Source organism: Polynucleobacter sp. MWH-UH24A, assembly GCF_018687475.1.
Lineage (GTDB): Bacteria > Pseudomonadota > Gammaproteobacteria > Burkholderiales > Burkholderiaceae > Polynucleobacter.
This window is the reverse complement of sequence record NZ_CP061292.1, coordinates 827,820-843,840: the sequence shown is the minus strand read 5'-3', so window position 1 is coordinate 843,840 and position 16,021 is coordinate 827,820. Positions and strand designations below refer to the sequence as shown.

Annotated in this window: 25 protein-coding genes; 7 read left to right on the top strand and 18 right to left on the bottom strand. The window is 46.4% G+C overall.

Annotated features, from left to right (window positions below):
- Positions 1-8 precede the first annotated feature (8 nt).
- Complete coding sequence (locus tag ICV32_RS04505) at positions 9-677, bottom strand: RraA family protein (RefSeq protein ID WP_215372285.1); 669 nt, start codon at positions 675-677, stop codon at positions 9-11.
- A gap of 78 nt (positions 678-755) precedes the next feature.
- Here ICV32_RS04505 and ICV32_RS04500 point away from each other — a divergent pair, with 78 nt between their 5' ends.
- Positions 756-1,733: a tripartite tricarboxylate transporter substrate binding protein gene (locus tag ICV32_RS04500; protein WP_215372283.1), complete on the top strand. Its 978-nt coding sequence runs from the start codon at positions 756-758 to the stop codon at positions 1,731-1,733.
- Positions 1,734-1,738: 5 nt separating this feature from the next.
- Here ICV32_RS04500 and ICV32_RS04495 read toward each other — a convergent pair whose 3' ends face one another.
- From ICV32_RS04495 to ICV32_RS04450, 10 genes are all read right to left on the bottom strand, one after another.
- Entirely contained in the window at positions 1,739-2,386 is a 648-nt protein-coding gene (locus ICV32_RS04495) for a DsbA family oxidoreductase (protein ID WP_215372281.1), read from the bottom strand.
- On the bottom strand, positions 2,387-2,563 hold the full coding sequence (locus ICV32_RS04490) for a hypothetical protein (RefSeq protein ID WP_215372279.1): 177 nt from the start codon (positions 2,561-2,563) through the stop codon (positions 2,387-2,389). It lies immediately after the preceding gene.
- Positions 2,564-2,642: 79 nt separating this feature from the next.
- On the bottom strand, positions 2,643-3,659 hold the full coding sequence (locus ICV32_RS04485; protein ID WP_215372277.1) for a DUF6352 family protein: 1,017 nt from the start codon (positions 3,657-3,659) through the stop codon (positions 2,643-2,645).
- A gap of 26 nt (positions 3,660-3,685) precedes the next feature.
- On the bottom strand, positions 3,686-4,123 hold the full coding sequence (locus ICV32_RS04480; protein WP_215372275.1) for a Smr/MutS family protein: 438 nt from the start codon (positions 4,121-4,123) through the stop codon (positions 3,686-3,688).
- A gap of 46 nt (positions 4,124-4,169) precedes the next feature.
- A complete protein-coding gene (locus tag ICV32_RS04475) occupies positions 4,170-4,850 on the bottom strand; it encodes an RraA family protein (RefSeq protein ID WP_251371934.1) in 681 nt (226 codons plus the stop codon).
- Between the two features lie 15 nt (positions 4,851-4,865).
- On the bottom strand, positions 4,866-5,693 hold the full coding sequence (locus ICV32_RS04470; protein WP_251371933.1) for an aspartate dehydrogenase: 828 nt from the start codon (positions 5,691-5,693) through the stop codon (positions 4,866-4,868).
- Between the two features lie 15 nt (positions 5,694-5,708).
- A complete protein-coding gene (locus ICV32_RS04465) occupies positions 5,709-6,479 on the bottom strand; it encodes a hypothetical protein (protein ID WP_215372272.1) in 771 nt (256 codons plus the stop codon).
- A gap of 4 nt (positions 6,480-6,483) precedes the next feature.
- Entirely contained in the window at positions 6,484-7,455 is a 972-nt protein-coding gene (locus tag ICV32_RS04460) for a tripartite tricarboxylate transporter substrate binding protein (RefSeq protein ID WP_215372270.1), read from the bottom strand.
- 52 nt (positions 7,456-7,507) lie between these two features.
- Positions 7,508-8,152, bottom strand: a complete 645-nt coding sequence (locus tag ICV32_RS04455; RefSeq protein ID WP_215372268.1) for an LON peptidase substrate-binding domain-containing protein — start codon at positions 8,150-8,152, stop codon at positions 7,508-7,510.
- A gap of 27 nt (positions 8,153-8,179) precedes the next feature.
- Positions 8,180-8,446 (bottom strand): hypothetical protein, encoded by a 267-nt coding sequence (locus tag ICV32_RS04450; protein WP_215372266.1) that lies wholly within the window; start codon positions 8,444-8,446, stop codon positions 8,180-8,182.
- A gap of 45 nt (positions 8,447-8,491) precedes the next feature.
- Between ICV32_RS04450 and ICV32_RS04445 the strand changes: the two genes are divergently transcribed.
- Complete coding sequence (locus ICV32_RS04445; protein ID WP_215372264.1) at positions 8,492-8,869, top strand: carboxymuconolactone decarboxylase family protein; 378 nt, start codon at positions 8,492-8,494, stop codon at positions 8,867-8,869.
- Here ICV32_RS04445 and ICV32_RS04440 read toward each other — a convergent pair.
- A complete protein-coding gene (locus ICV32_RS04440) occupies positions 8,866-9,294 on the bottom strand; it encodes a CBS domain-containing protein (RefSeq protein WP_215372262.1) in 429 nt (142 codons plus the stop codon). The two genes, ICV32_RS04445 and ICV32_RS04440, sit on opposite strands and share 4 nt — an antisense overlap.
- A gap of 86 nt (positions 9,295-9,380) precedes the next feature.
- Between ICV32_RS04440 and ICV32_RS04435 the strand changes: the two genes are divergently transcribed.
- Positions 9,381-9,806, top strand: coding sequence for a gamma-glutamylcyclotransferase (locus tag ICV32_RS04435; protein ID WP_215372260.1), 426 nt, complete (start codon positions 9,381-9,383; stop codon positions 9,804-9,806).
- A 141-nt stretch (positions 9,807-9,947) separates the two neighbouring features.
- Positions 9,948-10,337: a hypothetical protein gene (locus tag ICV32_RS04430; protein ID WP_215372258.1), complete on the top strand. Its 390-nt coding sequence runs from the start codon at positions 9,948-9,950 to the stop codon at positions 10,335-10,337.
- Here the strand turns inward: ICV32_RS04430 and ICV32_RS04425 are convergent, their stop codons facing one another.
- The 4 genes from ICV32_RS04425 to ICV32_RS04410 form a co-directional block, all read right to left on the bottom strand.
- Positions 10,338-10,718, bottom strand: a complete 381-nt coding sequence (locus tag ICV32_RS04425; RefSeq protein WP_215372256.1) for a BLUF domain-containing protein — start codon at positions 10,716-10,718, stop codon at positions 10,338-10,340.
- Positions 10,719-10,795: 77 nt separating this feature from the next.
- Positions 10,796-10,936: a hypothetical protein gene (locus ICV32_RS04420; protein ID WP_215372254.1), complete on the bottom strand. Its 141-nt coding sequence runs from the start codon at positions 10,934-10,936 to the stop codon at positions 10,796-10,798.
- Positions 10,937-10,953: 17 nt separating this feature from the next.
- Positions 10,954-11,733, bottom strand: a complete 780-nt coding sequence (locus ICV32_RS04415; protein WP_215372252.1) for a heme-dependent oxidative N-demethylase subunit alpha family protein — start codon at positions 11,731-11,733, stop codon at positions 10,954-10,956.
- Positions 11,717-12,085 carry a phage holin family protein gene (locus ICV32_RS04410; protein ID WP_215372250.1) on the bottom strand — a complete coding sequence of 123 codons (369 nt, stop codon included), beginning with the start codon at positions 12,083-12,085 and terminating at the stop codon, positions 11,717-11,719. Before ICV32_RS04410 ends, ICV32_RS04415 begins: the two co-directional genes overlap by 17 nt.
- A gap of 47 nt (positions 12,086-12,132) precedes the next feature.
- Between ICV32_RS04410 and ICV32_RS04405 the strand changes: the two genes are divergently transcribed.
- Both ICV32_RS04405 and ICV32_RS04400 read left to right on the top strand, forming a co-directional pair.
- Complete coding sequence (locus ICV32_RS04405) at positions 12,133-12,399, top strand: TIGR02450 family Trp-rich protein (RefSeq protein WP_215372248.1); 267 nt, start codon at positions 12,133-12,135, stop codon at positions 12,397-12,399.
- The gene (locus ICV32_RS04400; RefSeq protein ID WP_215372246.1) at positions 12,396-13,484 is read left to right on the top strand and encodes a TRAP transporter substrate-binding protein; all 1,089 of its coding nucleotides are present in this window, start codon (positions 12,396-12,398) and stop codon (positions 13,482-13,484) included. Before ICV32_RS04405 ends, ICV32_RS04400 begins: the two co-directional genes overlap by 4 nt.
- A gap of 6 nt (positions 13,485-13,490) precedes the next feature.
- Here the strand turns inward: ICV32_RS04400 and ICV32_RS04395 are convergent, their stop codons facing one another.
- Both ICV32_RS04395 and ICV32_RS04390 read right to left on the bottom strand, forming a co-directional pair.
- Positions 13,491-14,930 (bottom strand): TRAP transporter large permease subunit, encoded by a 1,440-nt coding sequence (locus ICV32_RS04395; RefSeq protein WP_215372245.1) that lies wholly within the window; start codon positions 14,928-14,930, stop codon positions 13,491-13,493.
- A gap of 2 nt (positions 14,931-14,932) precedes the next feature.
- Entirely contained in the window at positions 14,933-15,472 is a 540-nt protein-coding gene (locus ICV32_RS04390) for a TRAP transporter small permease subunit (RefSeq protein ID WP_215372243.1), read from the bottom strand.
- A 58-nt stretch (positions 15,473-15,530) separates the two neighbouring features.
- Here ICV32_RS04390 and ICV32_RS04385 point away from each other — a divergent pair, with 58 nt between their 5' ends.
- On the top strand, positions 15,531-15,929 hold the full coding sequence (locus ICV32_RS04385) for a putative toxin-antitoxin system toxin component, PIN family (RefSeq protein ID WP_215372241.1): 399 nt from the start codon (positions 15,531-15,533) through the stop codon (positions 15,927-15,929).
- The last annotated feature ends 92 nt before the right edge of the window (positions 15,930-16,021 follow it).

Here is a 16,021-nt window from a genome sequence, read left to right as displayed (position 1 = left end):
CTCTGTAATCAGAGTTTGACCCCTTTTTTGATGAGCAGCTCATCGACCCATGGGGTCGCATAGGTCCCTGCTTCAATCGTTTTGAGGATCTCTTGTTCTTGTTTAATCTTTTCTTGACCAAGACGCGCCGCTTCTGCAGCAAGCGCTGGGGGAATAGCGATGACACCATCGCGATCGCCCAAAATGATATCTCCGGGATTCACGATCATTCCGCCAATGGAGACCGGCACATTAATTGCTCCTGGTCCATCTTTCATGGGGCCTCGTAAACTAATACCGCGAGCCCAACATGGAAAGGCCAGCTCTTCGAGCGCATCGACATCGCGCACTGCGCCATCAACAACAATGCCTGCGACGCCACGACTTTTAGCAACGCGCGTCAAGATCTCACCAATGACCGCACAGCCGATATCACCCTCCGCGTCAATCACCATGACATCTCCTGCTCGAACCATTTGCAGAGCTTTGTGAACCATGAGGTTATCTGCGGCGCGTACTTTAATTGTGAAAGCATTACCGCAAACCGACATCGGTGCTCGATGAATGGGGAGAATGCCTTTGGCAACCAGCGTTCGTCCCAGCATATCGCTGATGACTGTGGATGGCATACCCCGCAGCGCATGAATGCCTAAGTCGGCGGGCTCTTTTCTGGGAAATATTTGAATGGGATTAATCATGGTGTACGTTCATTGTATTGCCGTTTCGCGGCATTTCAAATCCAGTATGATGGATTCATTCTACTTTTTGGAGACGCTATGGCTTCCCTGATTCGAATCCTTACTACTCTATTGATTGCCGTTGGTTTTGCTACCCCCACCATGGCACAAAGTGACCTTGGTAATTGGCCAACGCAACGTCCCATCAAGATGATTGCCGTCTTTCCTCCGGGTGGCTCCGTGGATCAAGTGGCTCGCATACTGGCTCCCGTCTTACAAGCAGAACTCAAACAGAATATTGTGGTTGAAAACATTGGTGGCGCCTCGGGGGTCATTGGTACAACCGCCGTGGCACGAGCACCGGCAGACGGCTATACCTTTGGGCTAGTGTTTGATACCCATGGTGTTAATCCATCCCTTAAAGACAATTTGCCGTATGACACGCTTCGCGATTTAGTGACTGTCAATCTGATTGGGACCTCACCCATGGTTTTGGCCGCCAGCAAGAAGTCTGGAATTACAAGCATGAAGCAGCTGATGGCTGAATCGAGGGCGAAGAAACCATTTACGTATGGATCAATTGGTATTGGTAGCTTGGGGCATTTGGCGATCGCCGACTTTGCCAAGAAAACCGGGGTTGATTGGGTGCATGCCCCCTATCGCGGTGGCGGCCCAATGGTGCAAGATGGTCTTGCTGGCCAAATCCCTCTAGTTGTTGGCAGCATGTTCCTCATTAAGCCGCATGCCGATAACGGTGGCTTAATTCCGTTGGCGGTAACAACAGCAAAACGGACCGCTGATATGCCAAACGTTCCTACCTTGGCTGAAAGTGGCTATCCAGGATTTGAGGCACCAGCCTGGTGGGCAGTGATTGCTCCAGCAAAAACACCGCCAGCCGTTGTGAATGCGATGTACAAGGCAGTGGATAAAGCGCTCAAAACTCCAGCGGTTGCTGAGAAGCTAAAAACTCAGGGCATCCAAATTCTTAGTCTCAATCCCGACACTGCAAATGCTTTTGTAGCAAAACAAATTGGGGTCTGGGGTAAGTTTGTGATCCAGAACAATATCAAGGAATAACGCGTTTAGTCTGCGTACTCGAGGATGGCTTGCGCAAACACCTCGGGTGCTTGCGCCCCTGAAATGAGATGGCGTTGATTAAAGATCACTGCCGGTACGGAGCTAATTCCGAGTTGCCCATACTCCTGCTCGATGTCTCGCACTGCCTGAGAAAATTCATCGCTCTCGATCACAGCTTGCGCCCGTGAGACTGGCAGGTTTGCGCGTGCTACGGCGTCTAGTAGATGTTGGGGCTCATCCATACTGACTGCCAAGGTAAAGTAGGTATGAAACAGTGCCTTCTTTAACCGCAATTGCGCAGCTGCATCAAATTCCTCGCCCGCCCAATGCAAGAGTCGATGGCCATTAAAAGTGTTATAGACTCGTTTGCGCCCTTCTGGATGAAAGGTAAATCCGATTTCGGCAGCGCGTTGATAAATTCGTTCTTGATTGATCTTAACTTGCGAAATCGGGTTACCGTATTTTTCTGAGAGATACTCAAATACATCCCGTCCGCCTGGGGGCATCTGCGGGTTTAATTCAAAGGGCTGAGTATGAATCTCTACCGATACTCGATCGGACACTTGGTCGACTGCCTGCTCTAGGGCAGTCAAACCAATTGCACACCATGGACAGGCAATATCCGATACAAAGTCAATGCGAACTGATTTCAATTATTCCCAACCGCCACCCAAGATGGCTCGCTTTTTATATTCCACTCTGGATTCTTCCCAAGCACTGCCAATCATTCGTAATGTTTTGAGGATAGCAGCCAGTGTTCCGGTGCTTGATCCAGCGGCAAGTCCAATGGAACTTCCAGCTAAGGTTGGTTTAAGGGTATTGCTTGTCATTTTCTTCTCCTAAGGGTTTATACCTAATAGTATACCCTAAAATTATTGCATTGCACAAGATGCAAAAGGAGAAAAAAGCTTATGAAACAGGGCTTAATGGCAGGTTAAAGAGGAGGTTCTGTGGTTTAAGCTTGATCTGGGATTGATCATTCATGGCAAGGCCGAGATAGACTGGCTTGCCCCGAACTTGGGCAAGTACCGGGCTCGTATCCTTAAATTCGAGTTTGAAGAGGCAAATTAAGCGGTTCAGTACGCTTTCATCGAGACTTTGCTCTTGGTAGAGGCCATTGAGAATCTCCGTCGCAGCGGCGTCTAAGCCAACATGCCAAACCCATTTAGAGTCAGAGATCTCCTTCATTGGGGTAATGCTCGTATCAATCCCCAAAAAGTGCTTGATCCATTTTTCAAGAAGACGCGCTAAGGCGGGTAATGCGGGCTGGTCAAAATTGAGCTGAACTGCAAAATCAAAGAACTCATCTCGCTCCCAATAGGATTTGGCATTGTCAGGATGTAATACGTCCAAGTCGATGGTGCGTGCCGCTAACGATTGGTTCTTCAGAAGATCCACAATATTGCCAAAGTCCGAAGCCTGTGCATTTCGTTCAATGGTCTCGTGGTCGGCTGCCATTAACACACCACCCTCTAGAATGCTGACCTTTTGGGTTCGAAAAAAGAACTCTGCCATCCTTAGCTCATAAGGGTCTGGGTTCTCTCCCAGCATATGTCGTAGAAAAATTTGGGTTAGCTGACTGACAAACAAAGGGGGAACATCCACGCCCTTTCCTTGGAATAAGCTCATATAGAAATGCTCGAGGGAGCTTGCGGCCAGCAACTTACTTCGATACCGAAACCAAATTTCATAGTTAGCCTGCACATCGGTATCGGCGATTTTCTGAATCTCGGCTTGGCTAATTTCTTCGCGTGGCGAATTCAATAGGCGCTGATGAATGGCGCGCTCCTGGGTGCAGGACTGGGAAATTAGGCTCAGCTCGGGGCGTGCAAGATAAGTTCTAAGAAAATCATCCGTCACCACGAGATGGTGATCAGAATTCACCGAAAGAGTGTTAAAGCCAGAACTGGCCCAGTAATTTGGCATAGTAAGAAATCAAACAATAATAAGTCTTAATGACGCATCAATAATATCGTCATTCCGGGATTGCCCTCTTTAAACGATTTAAAGTGCGATTTCAATGAAGGTCGGCGCTTAATCAGATCCTGATAGATTGAAGATCGATGAGCAAGGTCTTCACCATGAATATACTCATCGACCCGATCGGCAAAAAAATTGTTTGCCAGGGCTTCCCGAATGGTTCTTCGAATACTACCCCCAATACCCGATGAACCATACCCATGAATGACGATAATGGTTCGAATATCAATTTCGCTGGCAGTCCGAATATGTTCGGTTAGTGCGCTCAGGGCTTCTTCGGTAGTGGGACCACCAAGCTCAAGATTAACAGTAACCGTATCACTTTCTTTTAGCGGTAAGGCATCTGTGCCGCAGTGCGGACAAACGCCCATAATGACGCGTGGATTTCCGCACAGCGCACAGGTAAACATCCGCTAAACCTAACGCAAACGAGCAGGAATGTTTATCCAATACAAACTAAACATGCCCATATTTTTTTAGGGCTTCAGCCAATGTAAGCCCATTGGCAATTTCCTTACGAATATTTTTCTCAATTTCAGTCAATCGCTCAGCTTCAACCAACACGGTATGAACATGTTCAACTGGAATCACAATAGCGCCATCTTCATCGGCAAGAATAAAATCACCGGGGCGCACAATGACATTGCCACCATCATGGCCTCGCATATACACCGGGACTTGACAGGCATTGACTTTCCAACGTCCTATGGACTGCACAGAGGTTTTATAGCGGGCAAACACGGGGAACTGATGCTCTCCAATCCAACGCACATCTCGGATGCCCCCATCAATTAGTGCTCCAACACACCCGCGCTCCTTCATGCCCAAGGCGATCAGCTCGCCAAAATAGCAAATTCCCTCGCCATTGCCACTCCAAACACCAATCTCACCAGGGGATAAGCCTTGACAAGCTTGCATCTTATCGGCATCTCCGCCTTGTGGATAAGGGGTCATTTGACCGCGAATGGTATAAGCCCAACCTGCCATCCGCTTACAAGTTTCTGGATAGGGACCAAAATCAGCCGCTAATCCTTGTTGCAATAAGTTCATGTTATCTAAAACGTCAGCCACATTGGATGTATCGACTTCCAAATAACGCAAACGAATTGATTCTTTTTCAGAAGCAGTCATGCCCATGGTATTTCTTTCGTGTTAAGTGCCAACTTGAAAATGCGAAGTTAATTTACGGAGCATGGCGACCACGCTTTGCGCCACAATTCGGCCGGTTCTTGGGTTTTCCGATGGAATATTTTCCATAGTCATGGTGAACTTGGCTGAATCGGAATCAACGGTAATGGTGTGCGTATTTCGGACTACAGTTGGGTCAGCCCAAATCTCAAGTAAGGTTTTTTCTGGACCAATACCAGCCAGTGCAAGTGCTACGACCACATTCAAGTTTGCAGGAAATCCCTTTGCAGCCTCTTTAGCATTTCCCGTAAATATTTTTAAGGGTTCTGTTAGGTTAGCAACTGAAATATTATGTTCAATTAAGTGCGGAGCGCCCTCAAGACCTTTTGGTGGTTTACGTGTAATCATGCGAACCGAATGAATATTTCCTTCTGCGGCAGCAACCATTGCATCAAGACCAATCAAAGCGCCAGTAGGCACCATAATCACTCCGCCTGTTTCCTTAGCCAGTTCCACAAGATCTGGACGAAATAAGATAGCACCGACAGAAAGTACGATTGCACGTTTTTGATTTTTCAAAAAGGGTGTAATGATGTCGCCTAGTAAATTCGCAGGAGCACATTCAACCACCACATCAGCCTCGGGCTCAAGATCTTCAATCTTTAAGACCTTAACGGGATGAGCAAGGGTTTTGACAAATTCTTGCGCTTTTTGATGATCCTTGGCAGACACTGCAGTTAACACGACGCCTGGAATTGCTCCAGAAGCCAGATGCATTGATAAGGATTTGCCAATTGCGCCCAGCCCTGCAATTGCAACACGAATATTTTTTTTATTTGAATTTGTAGTCACTGTCATTATTTATCGTTAATTAATAAAAAGTTCGCTAACGCCACCACGAACATCCATCTCATATTCCAAGCCAGCAACGGGTGGTTTTGCATAATGCCACGTTAGTCCATTTGGAATTAATCCAGGATTTGAAAGCAGCTCATCCATCCAAGGAGTAATGTCATGAATTGTATAGGCCTGTACTTTTGTCGCATCATTCCAGGTTAAATCCAGTTTGCGTAATCGCGCTGTCATTTCGTCAATGACAAAAGCAATTTTGGTCTTCAGACCTTCAGGCGAGCAATCGCCATACGCAATAATTCGATCTCGATAAGGTTCAGGGCCTTTTCTAGCATCACCCCCACCCGAGAGGACAAAACTAATACGGGGTGATTCAACGGGCACTGAATAGGTAAATGAAAACATCGATACTTGCTTCGGGGCATGATGTTTAGGGCACACATTTGTACGTGCTACTGGGTTAATAGCCTCCCTATTCTCAAACGCCGGTGTGTATATTCCCCAGGCCTCCAGCTGGGCCACGTACTGACGATTGAATGAAATAAATCCTTGATCATCAAATTGAGTAGGCGATCGCAGTTCACAGTGAGCAAATGCCGTCAGCGGACGCCCTATTTTTTGAAGATGCGCTTTGGCATACTCAAATCCGTCTTGCAATGGCAGTGCTCGATGAAAGCGAACCTGCTCGAGGCAAAAACCAGGCTCAGCCTTGACTCCGGCCGAGTACTGAAAAACACTTGGAATATAGCGATAGTTTCCTGCTTCAAAAAGTTCTGTTGCGTGCATAACATCAATCAATCGTCATTCCAGAACTCTTCACAATCTGCGCGTATTTTGAAATTTCAGCTTGAATGTGCTCAGAAAATTTAGCAGGTGTTCCGCCAATAATCTCAATGCCTCGATCAGCAAAATTCTTTTTGACTGCAGGATCTTGAAGCGCTTGATTAATTGCCGCATTGACCTTATCTACTCGATCTTTGGGCATACTTGCTGGGGCCACAATGCCATACCAAGAGTCTGTCTCGAATTTCGGGAATCCCTGCTCGGCGATGGTTGGGATCTCTGGGGCCAAGGGCGCACGTGTCAAATAGGTTGTGCCGATGGCTTTTAACTTACCCGATTTAATGTGTGGCAGAAAATCAGGCAAGTTACCAAACATCATGTCAATATTTCCAGCCAGCAAATCGGTTAATGCAGGTCCTTGACCACGATAGGGAATATGAACCACAAAAATTCCGGCTTGGGACTTCAGCATTTCTCCCGCAAAATGAGCGGTTGTGCCATTACCAAATGATCCATAGGATAGTTTTCCAGGATTCTTCTTGGCATAAGCAATTAATTCTTTCAAATTATTGACTGGCAATCCAGGACGCACTGCAAGTACATTGGCTGTTTTAGCCATCAAGATGACAGCCTGTAAATCTTTCGTGGTGTTATAGGGTAAGTTTTTTACTAAGGTTTGATTAACCGTAAAACTATTTGCAACACCGCCAACGGTATTTCCATCCGTTGCCTTAGCGGTTGCATCAACCCCAATGACCGTTCCGGCGCCAGGTCTGTTATCGACAATCACAGGTGATGCAAGCGCTTTACTCATTTCAGGGGTAAGAGTACGAACCACCGAATCAAGTGTGCTTGCTCCCCCAGGAAAAGGCACGATTACTCGAACAGTTTGACCACTTGGCCAGTTACTTTGAGCGTGTACATGGCTAAAACCCAGAACCGCTGTAGCTATTAAACCGAATGCAATGTTTAATCTCATGATGCCGTCTCCAATTATTTATTTAGTTATATTGCTTTTGTAATAAAAATCATTATTTCACAGCCTTATAAACACCCATCTCTTCGAGTAATTCATGAATGAGATCCAAACGAAGGCGCGGGCTCTCTTGTTCTAGGAAAAATTGCTTTTGACCAGGGCTTAACTGCAAGAGCTCACACCATCGATTGGCGACCCAGCCGCATTCGTTAAAGCGATAGGGTTTACTAAACGGCAGCTCTTTCCCAAGGGCAGCGCCCTGTTCTTTAAAGGACTGTATCACCTTCCCTAATACGCTTGAGGTCATTTTTAGATCCTCAGGGACCTCCATAAAGGCATCGTCTTCGATGAAATCAACATCAGCAACAATCAAGCCATTGCGCTTGGTCTCGCTGGTTTTGACACGAAAGCGCTGTTCACCATGGCATTGAATCATGAAGAGGCTGGGTTGGACCGGATCAAACTCTTTGATGCGGGCATAGGTTCCGACCGAATTAAAACTAACCTCTTGTCCAGGCATGCGCACCTCATCCCCGCCGTTCAGTGTTACAACACCAAAGCCAGAACCCTCACGCACACACTGCTTCACCATATCTAAGTAACGCACCTCGAAGATTTTGAGCAGCATAATGCCATCAGGAAACAAGGTGGTACCAAGTGGAAATAGAGGAATGGTTTGGGTATGCGTGTAAATAGACATTCGTTCAGGCTACTAGGCAATCTGCAACTAGTTTAGGCATTGGTATATATAAATCATTGGAAAATTATCGTTATGGGTACTACGCGCTTCTGAAATTCGGGCGACGGATTTTCCATTCTTTTTACATTCTTTAGTGGCAAGCTCTTGTGCCTCAATTTCTTTGGCGCCCTTAACGGCTTGCACCCCAATCATGCCGTCTGATCGATTAACTACCCGAAAGCCGCTTTGCGGGGTTCCGCAGGCAGATAGGCCCAAAGCCATGATCAGAATAATAAGAATCGAACGATGATCCATGCCTATAACTATACTGCTGTTTAGTAAATAACTAAGGAGACAGCCATGAATCGTGATGCTTTTGAAAAGGGATTAAAAACCCGTCGTGAGGTACTCGGTGCTGAGTATGTGGATCAAGCAATCCGCAATGCCGATGACTTTAACTTACCGCTCCAAGAATTAGTGACGGAATACTGCTGGAATGAAATCTGGAACCGTCCCGGCCTTGATCGCAAGACCCGAAGCATTGTTAACCTGGCGATGCTCACTGCCTTAAATCGACCCCATGAGCTCAAACTGCACGTCAAGGGCGCAATTAATAATGGTTTGAGTAAAGACGAAATCGCCGAGATCTTTTTGCAATCGGCCATTTATTGTGGCGTGCCAGCAGCGATCGATAGTTTTCGTACTGCCAAGGATGTATTTAAAGAAATGGGCCTTTAAGAATTAATATAGGCCTCAAGTTGAGCGATCGTAGCAGCTTGCTCCGCGAGTGCGGCTTTAACTAAATCGCCAATCGATAGCATGCCAATTAAGCGTTTGCCATCTAACACTGGCAGATGGCGAATCCGTTTCTCGGTCACGAGCTGCATGCAGTAATCAAGGGTGTCTTCTGGCTTAACTGTAATTAGTTTGGTACTCATCACATCCCGCACTAAGGTATTTTGTGAGCTTTTACCTTGCAAGACCAGTTTACGGGCGTAGTCACGCTCTGTGAAAATTCCGACAAGCCCACCAAATTCGATGACCAGTAGTGAGCCAACATCTTTCTCTAACATGAGTTTTAGGGCATCAAACACTGGCATGTTTGGAGCAATGGTTTCGATCCGGTGATTTTTCTCGGCCAATAGCTGACTAACGGTTTTCATTCTCGTGCACCCTATCCATCTATTAATATTTTGATTGTGAATAGGCTTTTAACTTCCTCCTATTAGGGTTTCCATGTAAAGCGATCATGAGCACCGATTTACTATTTGTCTATGGGACCTTGATGAGCCCTTTTGACCATCCCAATGCCAAACACTTGCATGCGAAGGCTCGCTGTTTGGGTCCAGCCCGAATGCCAGGAATACTCTATCAAGTAACGTGGTACCCAGGCGCTACCGATCGATTAAATCATCATGCCAATGCTTTAGAAAGCTGGGTTTATGGAGAACTCTGGCAACTCGATACGGAGCTTCTATTGACCGAAATTGATCATTATGAAGAATGTTCACCAAATGACCCTAGACCCCATGAATATCAGCGCGTATTACGCTCGGTCGAGTTCATTTGCCAGTCTGAATGGCAAACTGCCTGGGTTTATCTCTATCAACGGGATCCGCAGGGCTTGAAATGCCTCGAAGATGGCCGATTTGGGCTTGAACACTTCAAACCTTGACGATCTCGATCGCCTTTGATTAAATCATTTCAGGAGGTAATTTCTTGAATTATCGCGATTCCAGACCGTATTTACTGACCCTAATGGTATTGCTACTAGGCGCCTGTGCGGGTGCCGATCATTTGAACTGACTTTCGCATCATGACCAAACGCTTCATCGCCCTTTTACTATCTGCAGTGCTGCTTCCAATGAGTTCATTAACGCAGGCAGGTTTGTTTGATCGCAAGGATGATGCGGTTGATTTGATTCTTAATCAAAAAGATTGCATCTATATGAAGACCTACCGCGGCAAAATGATTAAAGGTGACTTCATTCGACCAGACCGTTGGACCGGTTCTAAATTTAGCATTGGTGAGCCCACTACGATTGCGAGCTTAAAACGAATTGATAGCAAGACCGCGTTATTTACCAATGTCAACAATATTGGCGACGGTAAAGGCGTCAAGGTCTATGTGTATAAGAACGATCGGTATGTGGAGGCTACTTTGCAAGATGGGTACCCCATCATGCAATGCGAACTGCAAAAATAATTAGAGCTTAATGTCGGGATTGGCGGACGTAATTTCTTCTCGGCCACATAAACGCATTGACCAATTAGCAAAGCGCCGACTATTAATCCGCTTCATTCCCAGCGATACCACATTCGTGTGGCGAGGATCTCTCTGAATTGCTTCCCATAGCAACTCAACGTCTTTGGGCTTGCCTTCAATGATCTGACCAAAACGGCCATTATCAAACGATAAAACGCCAGTAACATTTAAGCTCTTATTGCGGCGTGACGCCTTATCAACCAGCTGCATTAATGCCAAGATACCAAATTCTTCGGTCGCATCACTCACATAGGAGAGACTTACCAAATCCAGTTCGGTGTAGTTTTCTTCGGGAAAGTATTTAGTCGCTGGTTTTGGCACAGTAAGTTCATCTTAGTGTAATTCTAATTTTTAGCAAGTATTGCGATGTTGCTTGCTGTGGTTGCAGCGCAATATGACTAGGATTTGTCTTCTTCTTTCTTTTTCAGATCCTTCTCGCGTTCCTTCTTGAGGTCACGCAGCTGCCACCAGGCAAAAAGTAGCACTCCTCCGAATACGAGGACGACCTCAATCAGAATAATTGGTCCAAAATCATCCATCGCAAAGCCCTATTCAGTTAGTCGTTCCCAAGCAGCAACGCTTTAATCGAGCACAAATTTTTGTATTCCAAAACTGCCTCACTCATGGATTGAATACTCGCACAAATTTGCGTGCGTTGCTCTGGATTTTGCCAAAACGTCATCAACGGGCAAACCTCAACTTTTACTAGAAATAAACTGGCTCGCCCCAAAGAGGTGTTGATTGGCATGGTGGTTTGCGTTTCAAGCCGGTAATACAAATCCTCGACCCTTTTGGGAATCGCTTTTGACTTTCGTAATGGATGCTGACTTAACTCCGCACTATTACTAATCGTCCAGACATAGCGTCGAAAGGATCCTTGCTGGGGATCACTCATCACGTGGGCAATTTTTGGGCTGGCCTGCACCAGTCGCTCCCCATCGGCTACTGGATGATGAATTTGTGCAAGCGCCATACCTAGCCGTTTTGCAGGCACCCAACTGCTTGGAAAGCAAAAACAGATGGCGGTGAGAACATCGTTTTCTAAGAGGGCTACATCTTCATTGAGGCATAAAGCTAAATCCTCAATCCTTTCAATTGGTGATGCATTTGCGCAATTTAAGACGGTAGCTGCCTTAGAAATGAGTTCCCGTGTCTGTGGAGTATCACTCTGGGCAAATAACTCAGGTCCAAGAAGGTCAAGCTCACGACGCTTGGCATCCAAATAGCGAGGTTCCGGATTTGGGTCAATCAGCGGGCCCTCGTATCGAGTCATTTTGGGTGAGGTTGTGTATGGCACCTCAACCACAAAGGCAGGCTGTTTAACGGATGCGCTCAATTTTGATGCGATTAATGCTAAACAATGATCCAATCATGGCATTCAGAATGGCAATAAAAATGCTAGCAAAGAAGGCTGTCCAAAATCCGGAGAGCACGAAGCCATTCACTAGCTGAGCAACCAACATTAGAACTAGCGCGTTGATCACCAGTAAGAAAAATCCAAGACTCAAGATGGTGAGCGGCAAAGTAAATACGATGAGCAAGGGGCGAATAACGGCATTAGCCAGTCCGAGAACCAAAGCAGAAATAATTAAGGCTCCCGAGTCATCAAATTGCAAGCCATCGAATACATAGGTTGCCGCCCATAGCGATAAGGACGTAATAGCCCAGGTCAGCATAAATAAGGTCATGATTCTCTCTTCGTAGGAATGGTTAGAATTGAGTATAAGGAATAATCATGGGTTCACCAGACAAGGCGCAGAAGCGGCCTCTCTCTAATAAAAAACTATTACTTAGTAAGTGGACTGCCGTTGTACCCCAAAATCGAGAGAAGCATTTTCTGGTAAGCCGCATCCATGATCCTAGAGATCACGCAATACCACCAGGGTTTGTGGAGCTTGAAGCAGTATTTACCCAGCGGCGCTTTAATATTGCTATTGATGATTTGCTCAATTCAGCGGATTGGCAAATTGGGTGGCAATCAACCATTAAGGAGCGGGCATGACACGACGTTCATTCATTCAAAAATCGGGTGCCCTGGCGCTTGCAGGCAGTTCAACCCTATTAGCACCAGCAGTCCATGCGCAATCGGATACGGTTCGTTGGCGCTGCGCATCTAGCTTTCCAAAAAGTGTTGATACCTTATATGGTACTGCCGAGCTTATCGCCCGCCGTGTTGGTCAAATTACGGGGGGTAAATTTCAGATTAGCGTTCACCCTGCCGGGGAGATAGTGCCCCCGCTCCAAGTATTGGATGCGGTTGAAAAAGGGACTATTGAATGCAATCACACGGCGCCCTACTACTATATTGGCAAAGATCCTGCCTGGGCCTTTGGTACCTGCATCCCATTTGGTTTTAATACCCGCCAGTACAACGCATGGTGGATACATGGCGATGGTGAAAAAATATTTAATGAGTTTGCACGTCAATTTGGCGTGATTAATTTCTTGGCAGGAAATACTGGAACCCAAATGGCAGGCTGGTTTAAAAAAGAGATTAAAACGGTGGATGATCTCAAAGGCTTGAAGTTTAGAACTGGCGGAATGGGTGGTCAGGTACTAACCAAGCTAGGAGTTGTCACCCAACAATTACCCGCTGGTGAAATTTACTCGGCATTAGAAAAAGGGACGATTGATGCCGCTGAGTTCACAGTCCCCTATGACGATGAGAAACTCGGACTGAATAAAATTGCCAAGTATTACTACTATCCAGGCTGGAACGAGGGAAGCGCAGTATTAGCATTTCAGGTGAATGCAAAAGCATGGGACGCCCTTCCTGAGTCGTACAAAATGGCCATTCAGGCGGCCACTGCAGAAGCCAATACGTGGATGCAAGCCAAATACGATGCCCTCAACCCTAATGCCCTAAGGCGCCTAGTACAAGGGGGTGCCATCTTACGTGCTTATCCCCAAAGCGTGATGGATGCTTGCTTTAAAGCCAATCAGGAACTCTTAGAAGAAACCAGTGCCAAAAGTCCGGCGTTTAAACGCATTCTCTCGCAGATGCGTCCATTTCAACGCGATCAACAAGCATGGTTTAGGGTAGCCGAAGCTAGCTACGATACCTTTATGTCAAGGCAAAAGCTGTAAGGCCGTTTATTTGCGTTTGAAGTAATCAGCGGGGTCTTCGCTCGGGGCCGGTTTTGCAGGTTGTGCACTTTCTGTCTCATCAAGCTTAATCTCGATGCCCTGAACATCTTGGGTGATTGGCTTATCCAATAAACCCGTGACCAGCTCTGGATAAAAAATGAGTATGCCAACCAAGAGTAATTGCAAGCCCAACCAGGGAATGGCTCCTAGGTAGATGTCGCTACTCTTAATACTAGGGGGCGCAATCCCTCGCAGATAAAAAAGTGCAAAGCCAAACGGCGGATGCATAAATGACGTTTGCATATTGACGCAAATTAAGATTCCGAACCAAATTAGATCAATTCCCATATCTTTTGCAATCGGTGCCAATAGCGGAATCACAATAAAAGCGATTTCAAAGAAATCCAGAAAGAATGCGAGGCCGAAGATGAGCAGATTAACCACAATCAAAAATGTGACTGGATCGTCTGCGCCCACCGCCATGAATAAATGCTCAATCCATTTACCACCATCCACCCCCTGAAATACCAAGGTGAACACGGTCGCACCAATGAGAATAAAGATCACCATGACTGTAATGCGCATGGTGGAAACCATTCCTTCCCAAAGCATGTGCAGATTAAAGCCGCCATGCATGAACGCAAGTAGCAGCGCCCCAACCACTCCCATCGCCCCAGCTTCGGTTGGCGTTGCTAAACCCATAAAAATGGTTCCCAGAACCATAAAGATGAGAACCAGGGATGGAACAATGGCAAAGACAATGTCTTTCCAGAGCGTCCACCCATTTGACTGGCGCTCTTCCTTGGGTAATGGTGGCATGGATTGAGGTCGAATGATCGACATCGCCAATACAAAGCCCAAGAAGATAAGCACTTGGGCAATCGAAGGCCCAATGGCGCCCAGATACATATCGCCGACCGATTTTCCGAGTTGATCGGCAAGAACGATTAAGACCAGCGATGGCGGAATGACTTGGGTAATGGTACCCGATGCAGCAACTACGCCAGTGGCAAGCCGTGGACTATAGCCATGGCGCAACATAATTGGCAAAGCAATCACACCAATTGCAATCACCGATGCCGCTACCGTACCGGTGATGGCACCTAAGATCGCTCCCACCAAAATCACTGCATAGGCAAGGCCCCCTGGCAAACCTCCACAAAGTCGTGCAAACCCATGTAACAAGTTCGCTGCCAAACCACTGCGCTCCAAGATGGCTCCCATCAAGGTAAAAAATGGAATTGAGAGCAATAACTCGTTTGAAAGAATGCCAAATACTCGGTATGGCAAATTGGCCATGAACTGCGCTGGAAAGAAGCCAAATTCGATGGCAATCATGCCTGAGGCAAGTCCCAGGGCAGCCAACGAAAAAGCCACTGGTAAACCAGTTAACAGAAACACGATCAAGGCGATAAACATGGCTGGGGCCATCCATTCGTGGCTCATGATTATTGCTGTGGCCTTTGATACGAATCGTTCAGACTGGCGTTGCCTTGCAATACCAGAACACGTTTGATACATTCGGATATGGTTTGCAGGATTAATAGTCCAAATCCAATCGGTATGAACAGCTTGACGGGCCAACGAATCAATCCGCCAGCATTGGCTGAACGTTCCTCAATCGCCCAGGCCTCCATAAACCATGGCCACCCATCGACTACCATCACGATGCAAAAAGGCAAGACAAAAAATAGCAGGCCAAACAAATCCAGATAGATACGCTGCCTAGCTGATAGGCGAAGGTAGATTAAATCAATGCGTATATGGCCATTGGTGCACAGTAAGTGAGCTGCGCCAAGCATCACAATACCAGCAAACATATACCATTGGAGCTCAAGCCAGGCGTTTGAACTGATATCAAATAAGTAGCGTGATAGTGCATTACCCACTGAAACGAGAGCACAAGCCAGCACCAAGCCAATCGCCAAATAAGCAGCGTAGCGGCTTAGACAATCAATACGGTAAGAGATTTTTTGTAATAACTTCATATCGCTGGGCAGAAAATAGGAGTGTATAAGAACTTCCCAGTCGCGCTAAGATAAGCCTATGACCCATTCCCCAGTAATTCTTGATACCAATGTTCTTCTGGATATTTTTGTTTTTCGAGACGAGCGTTCACTCCCCTTGCAACAGATGATTCGGAATCAAGAGCGTCAGCTAATTTATTGTCAGGCGATGCACGATGAATTCATCGATGTCCTGAGTCGCTCGCAGTTTCAATTAAGTCAATCTCATCAAGAAGCCATTCTTCATCAATGGCTCAATTTAGCCAATCAGGTAACGCTGACAGAATCTGCACCATTGCGGTGTAGCGATCCCGATGATCAGATTTTTATTGATCTCGCATATCAAACGAGGCCGTCTCTATTAGTGAGTAAAGACAATGCCTTAATAATGCTGCGCAAGCGCTTAGCAGGTCTAAATATCGACCTGCAAACGTATTAATCCTTCTGCATTGCAATAAGACAATAAAAACATTTACTTGGCGTGATTAATTTAAATCGATTCTTGATAAAAAAATTTCATCGGCATTCGTC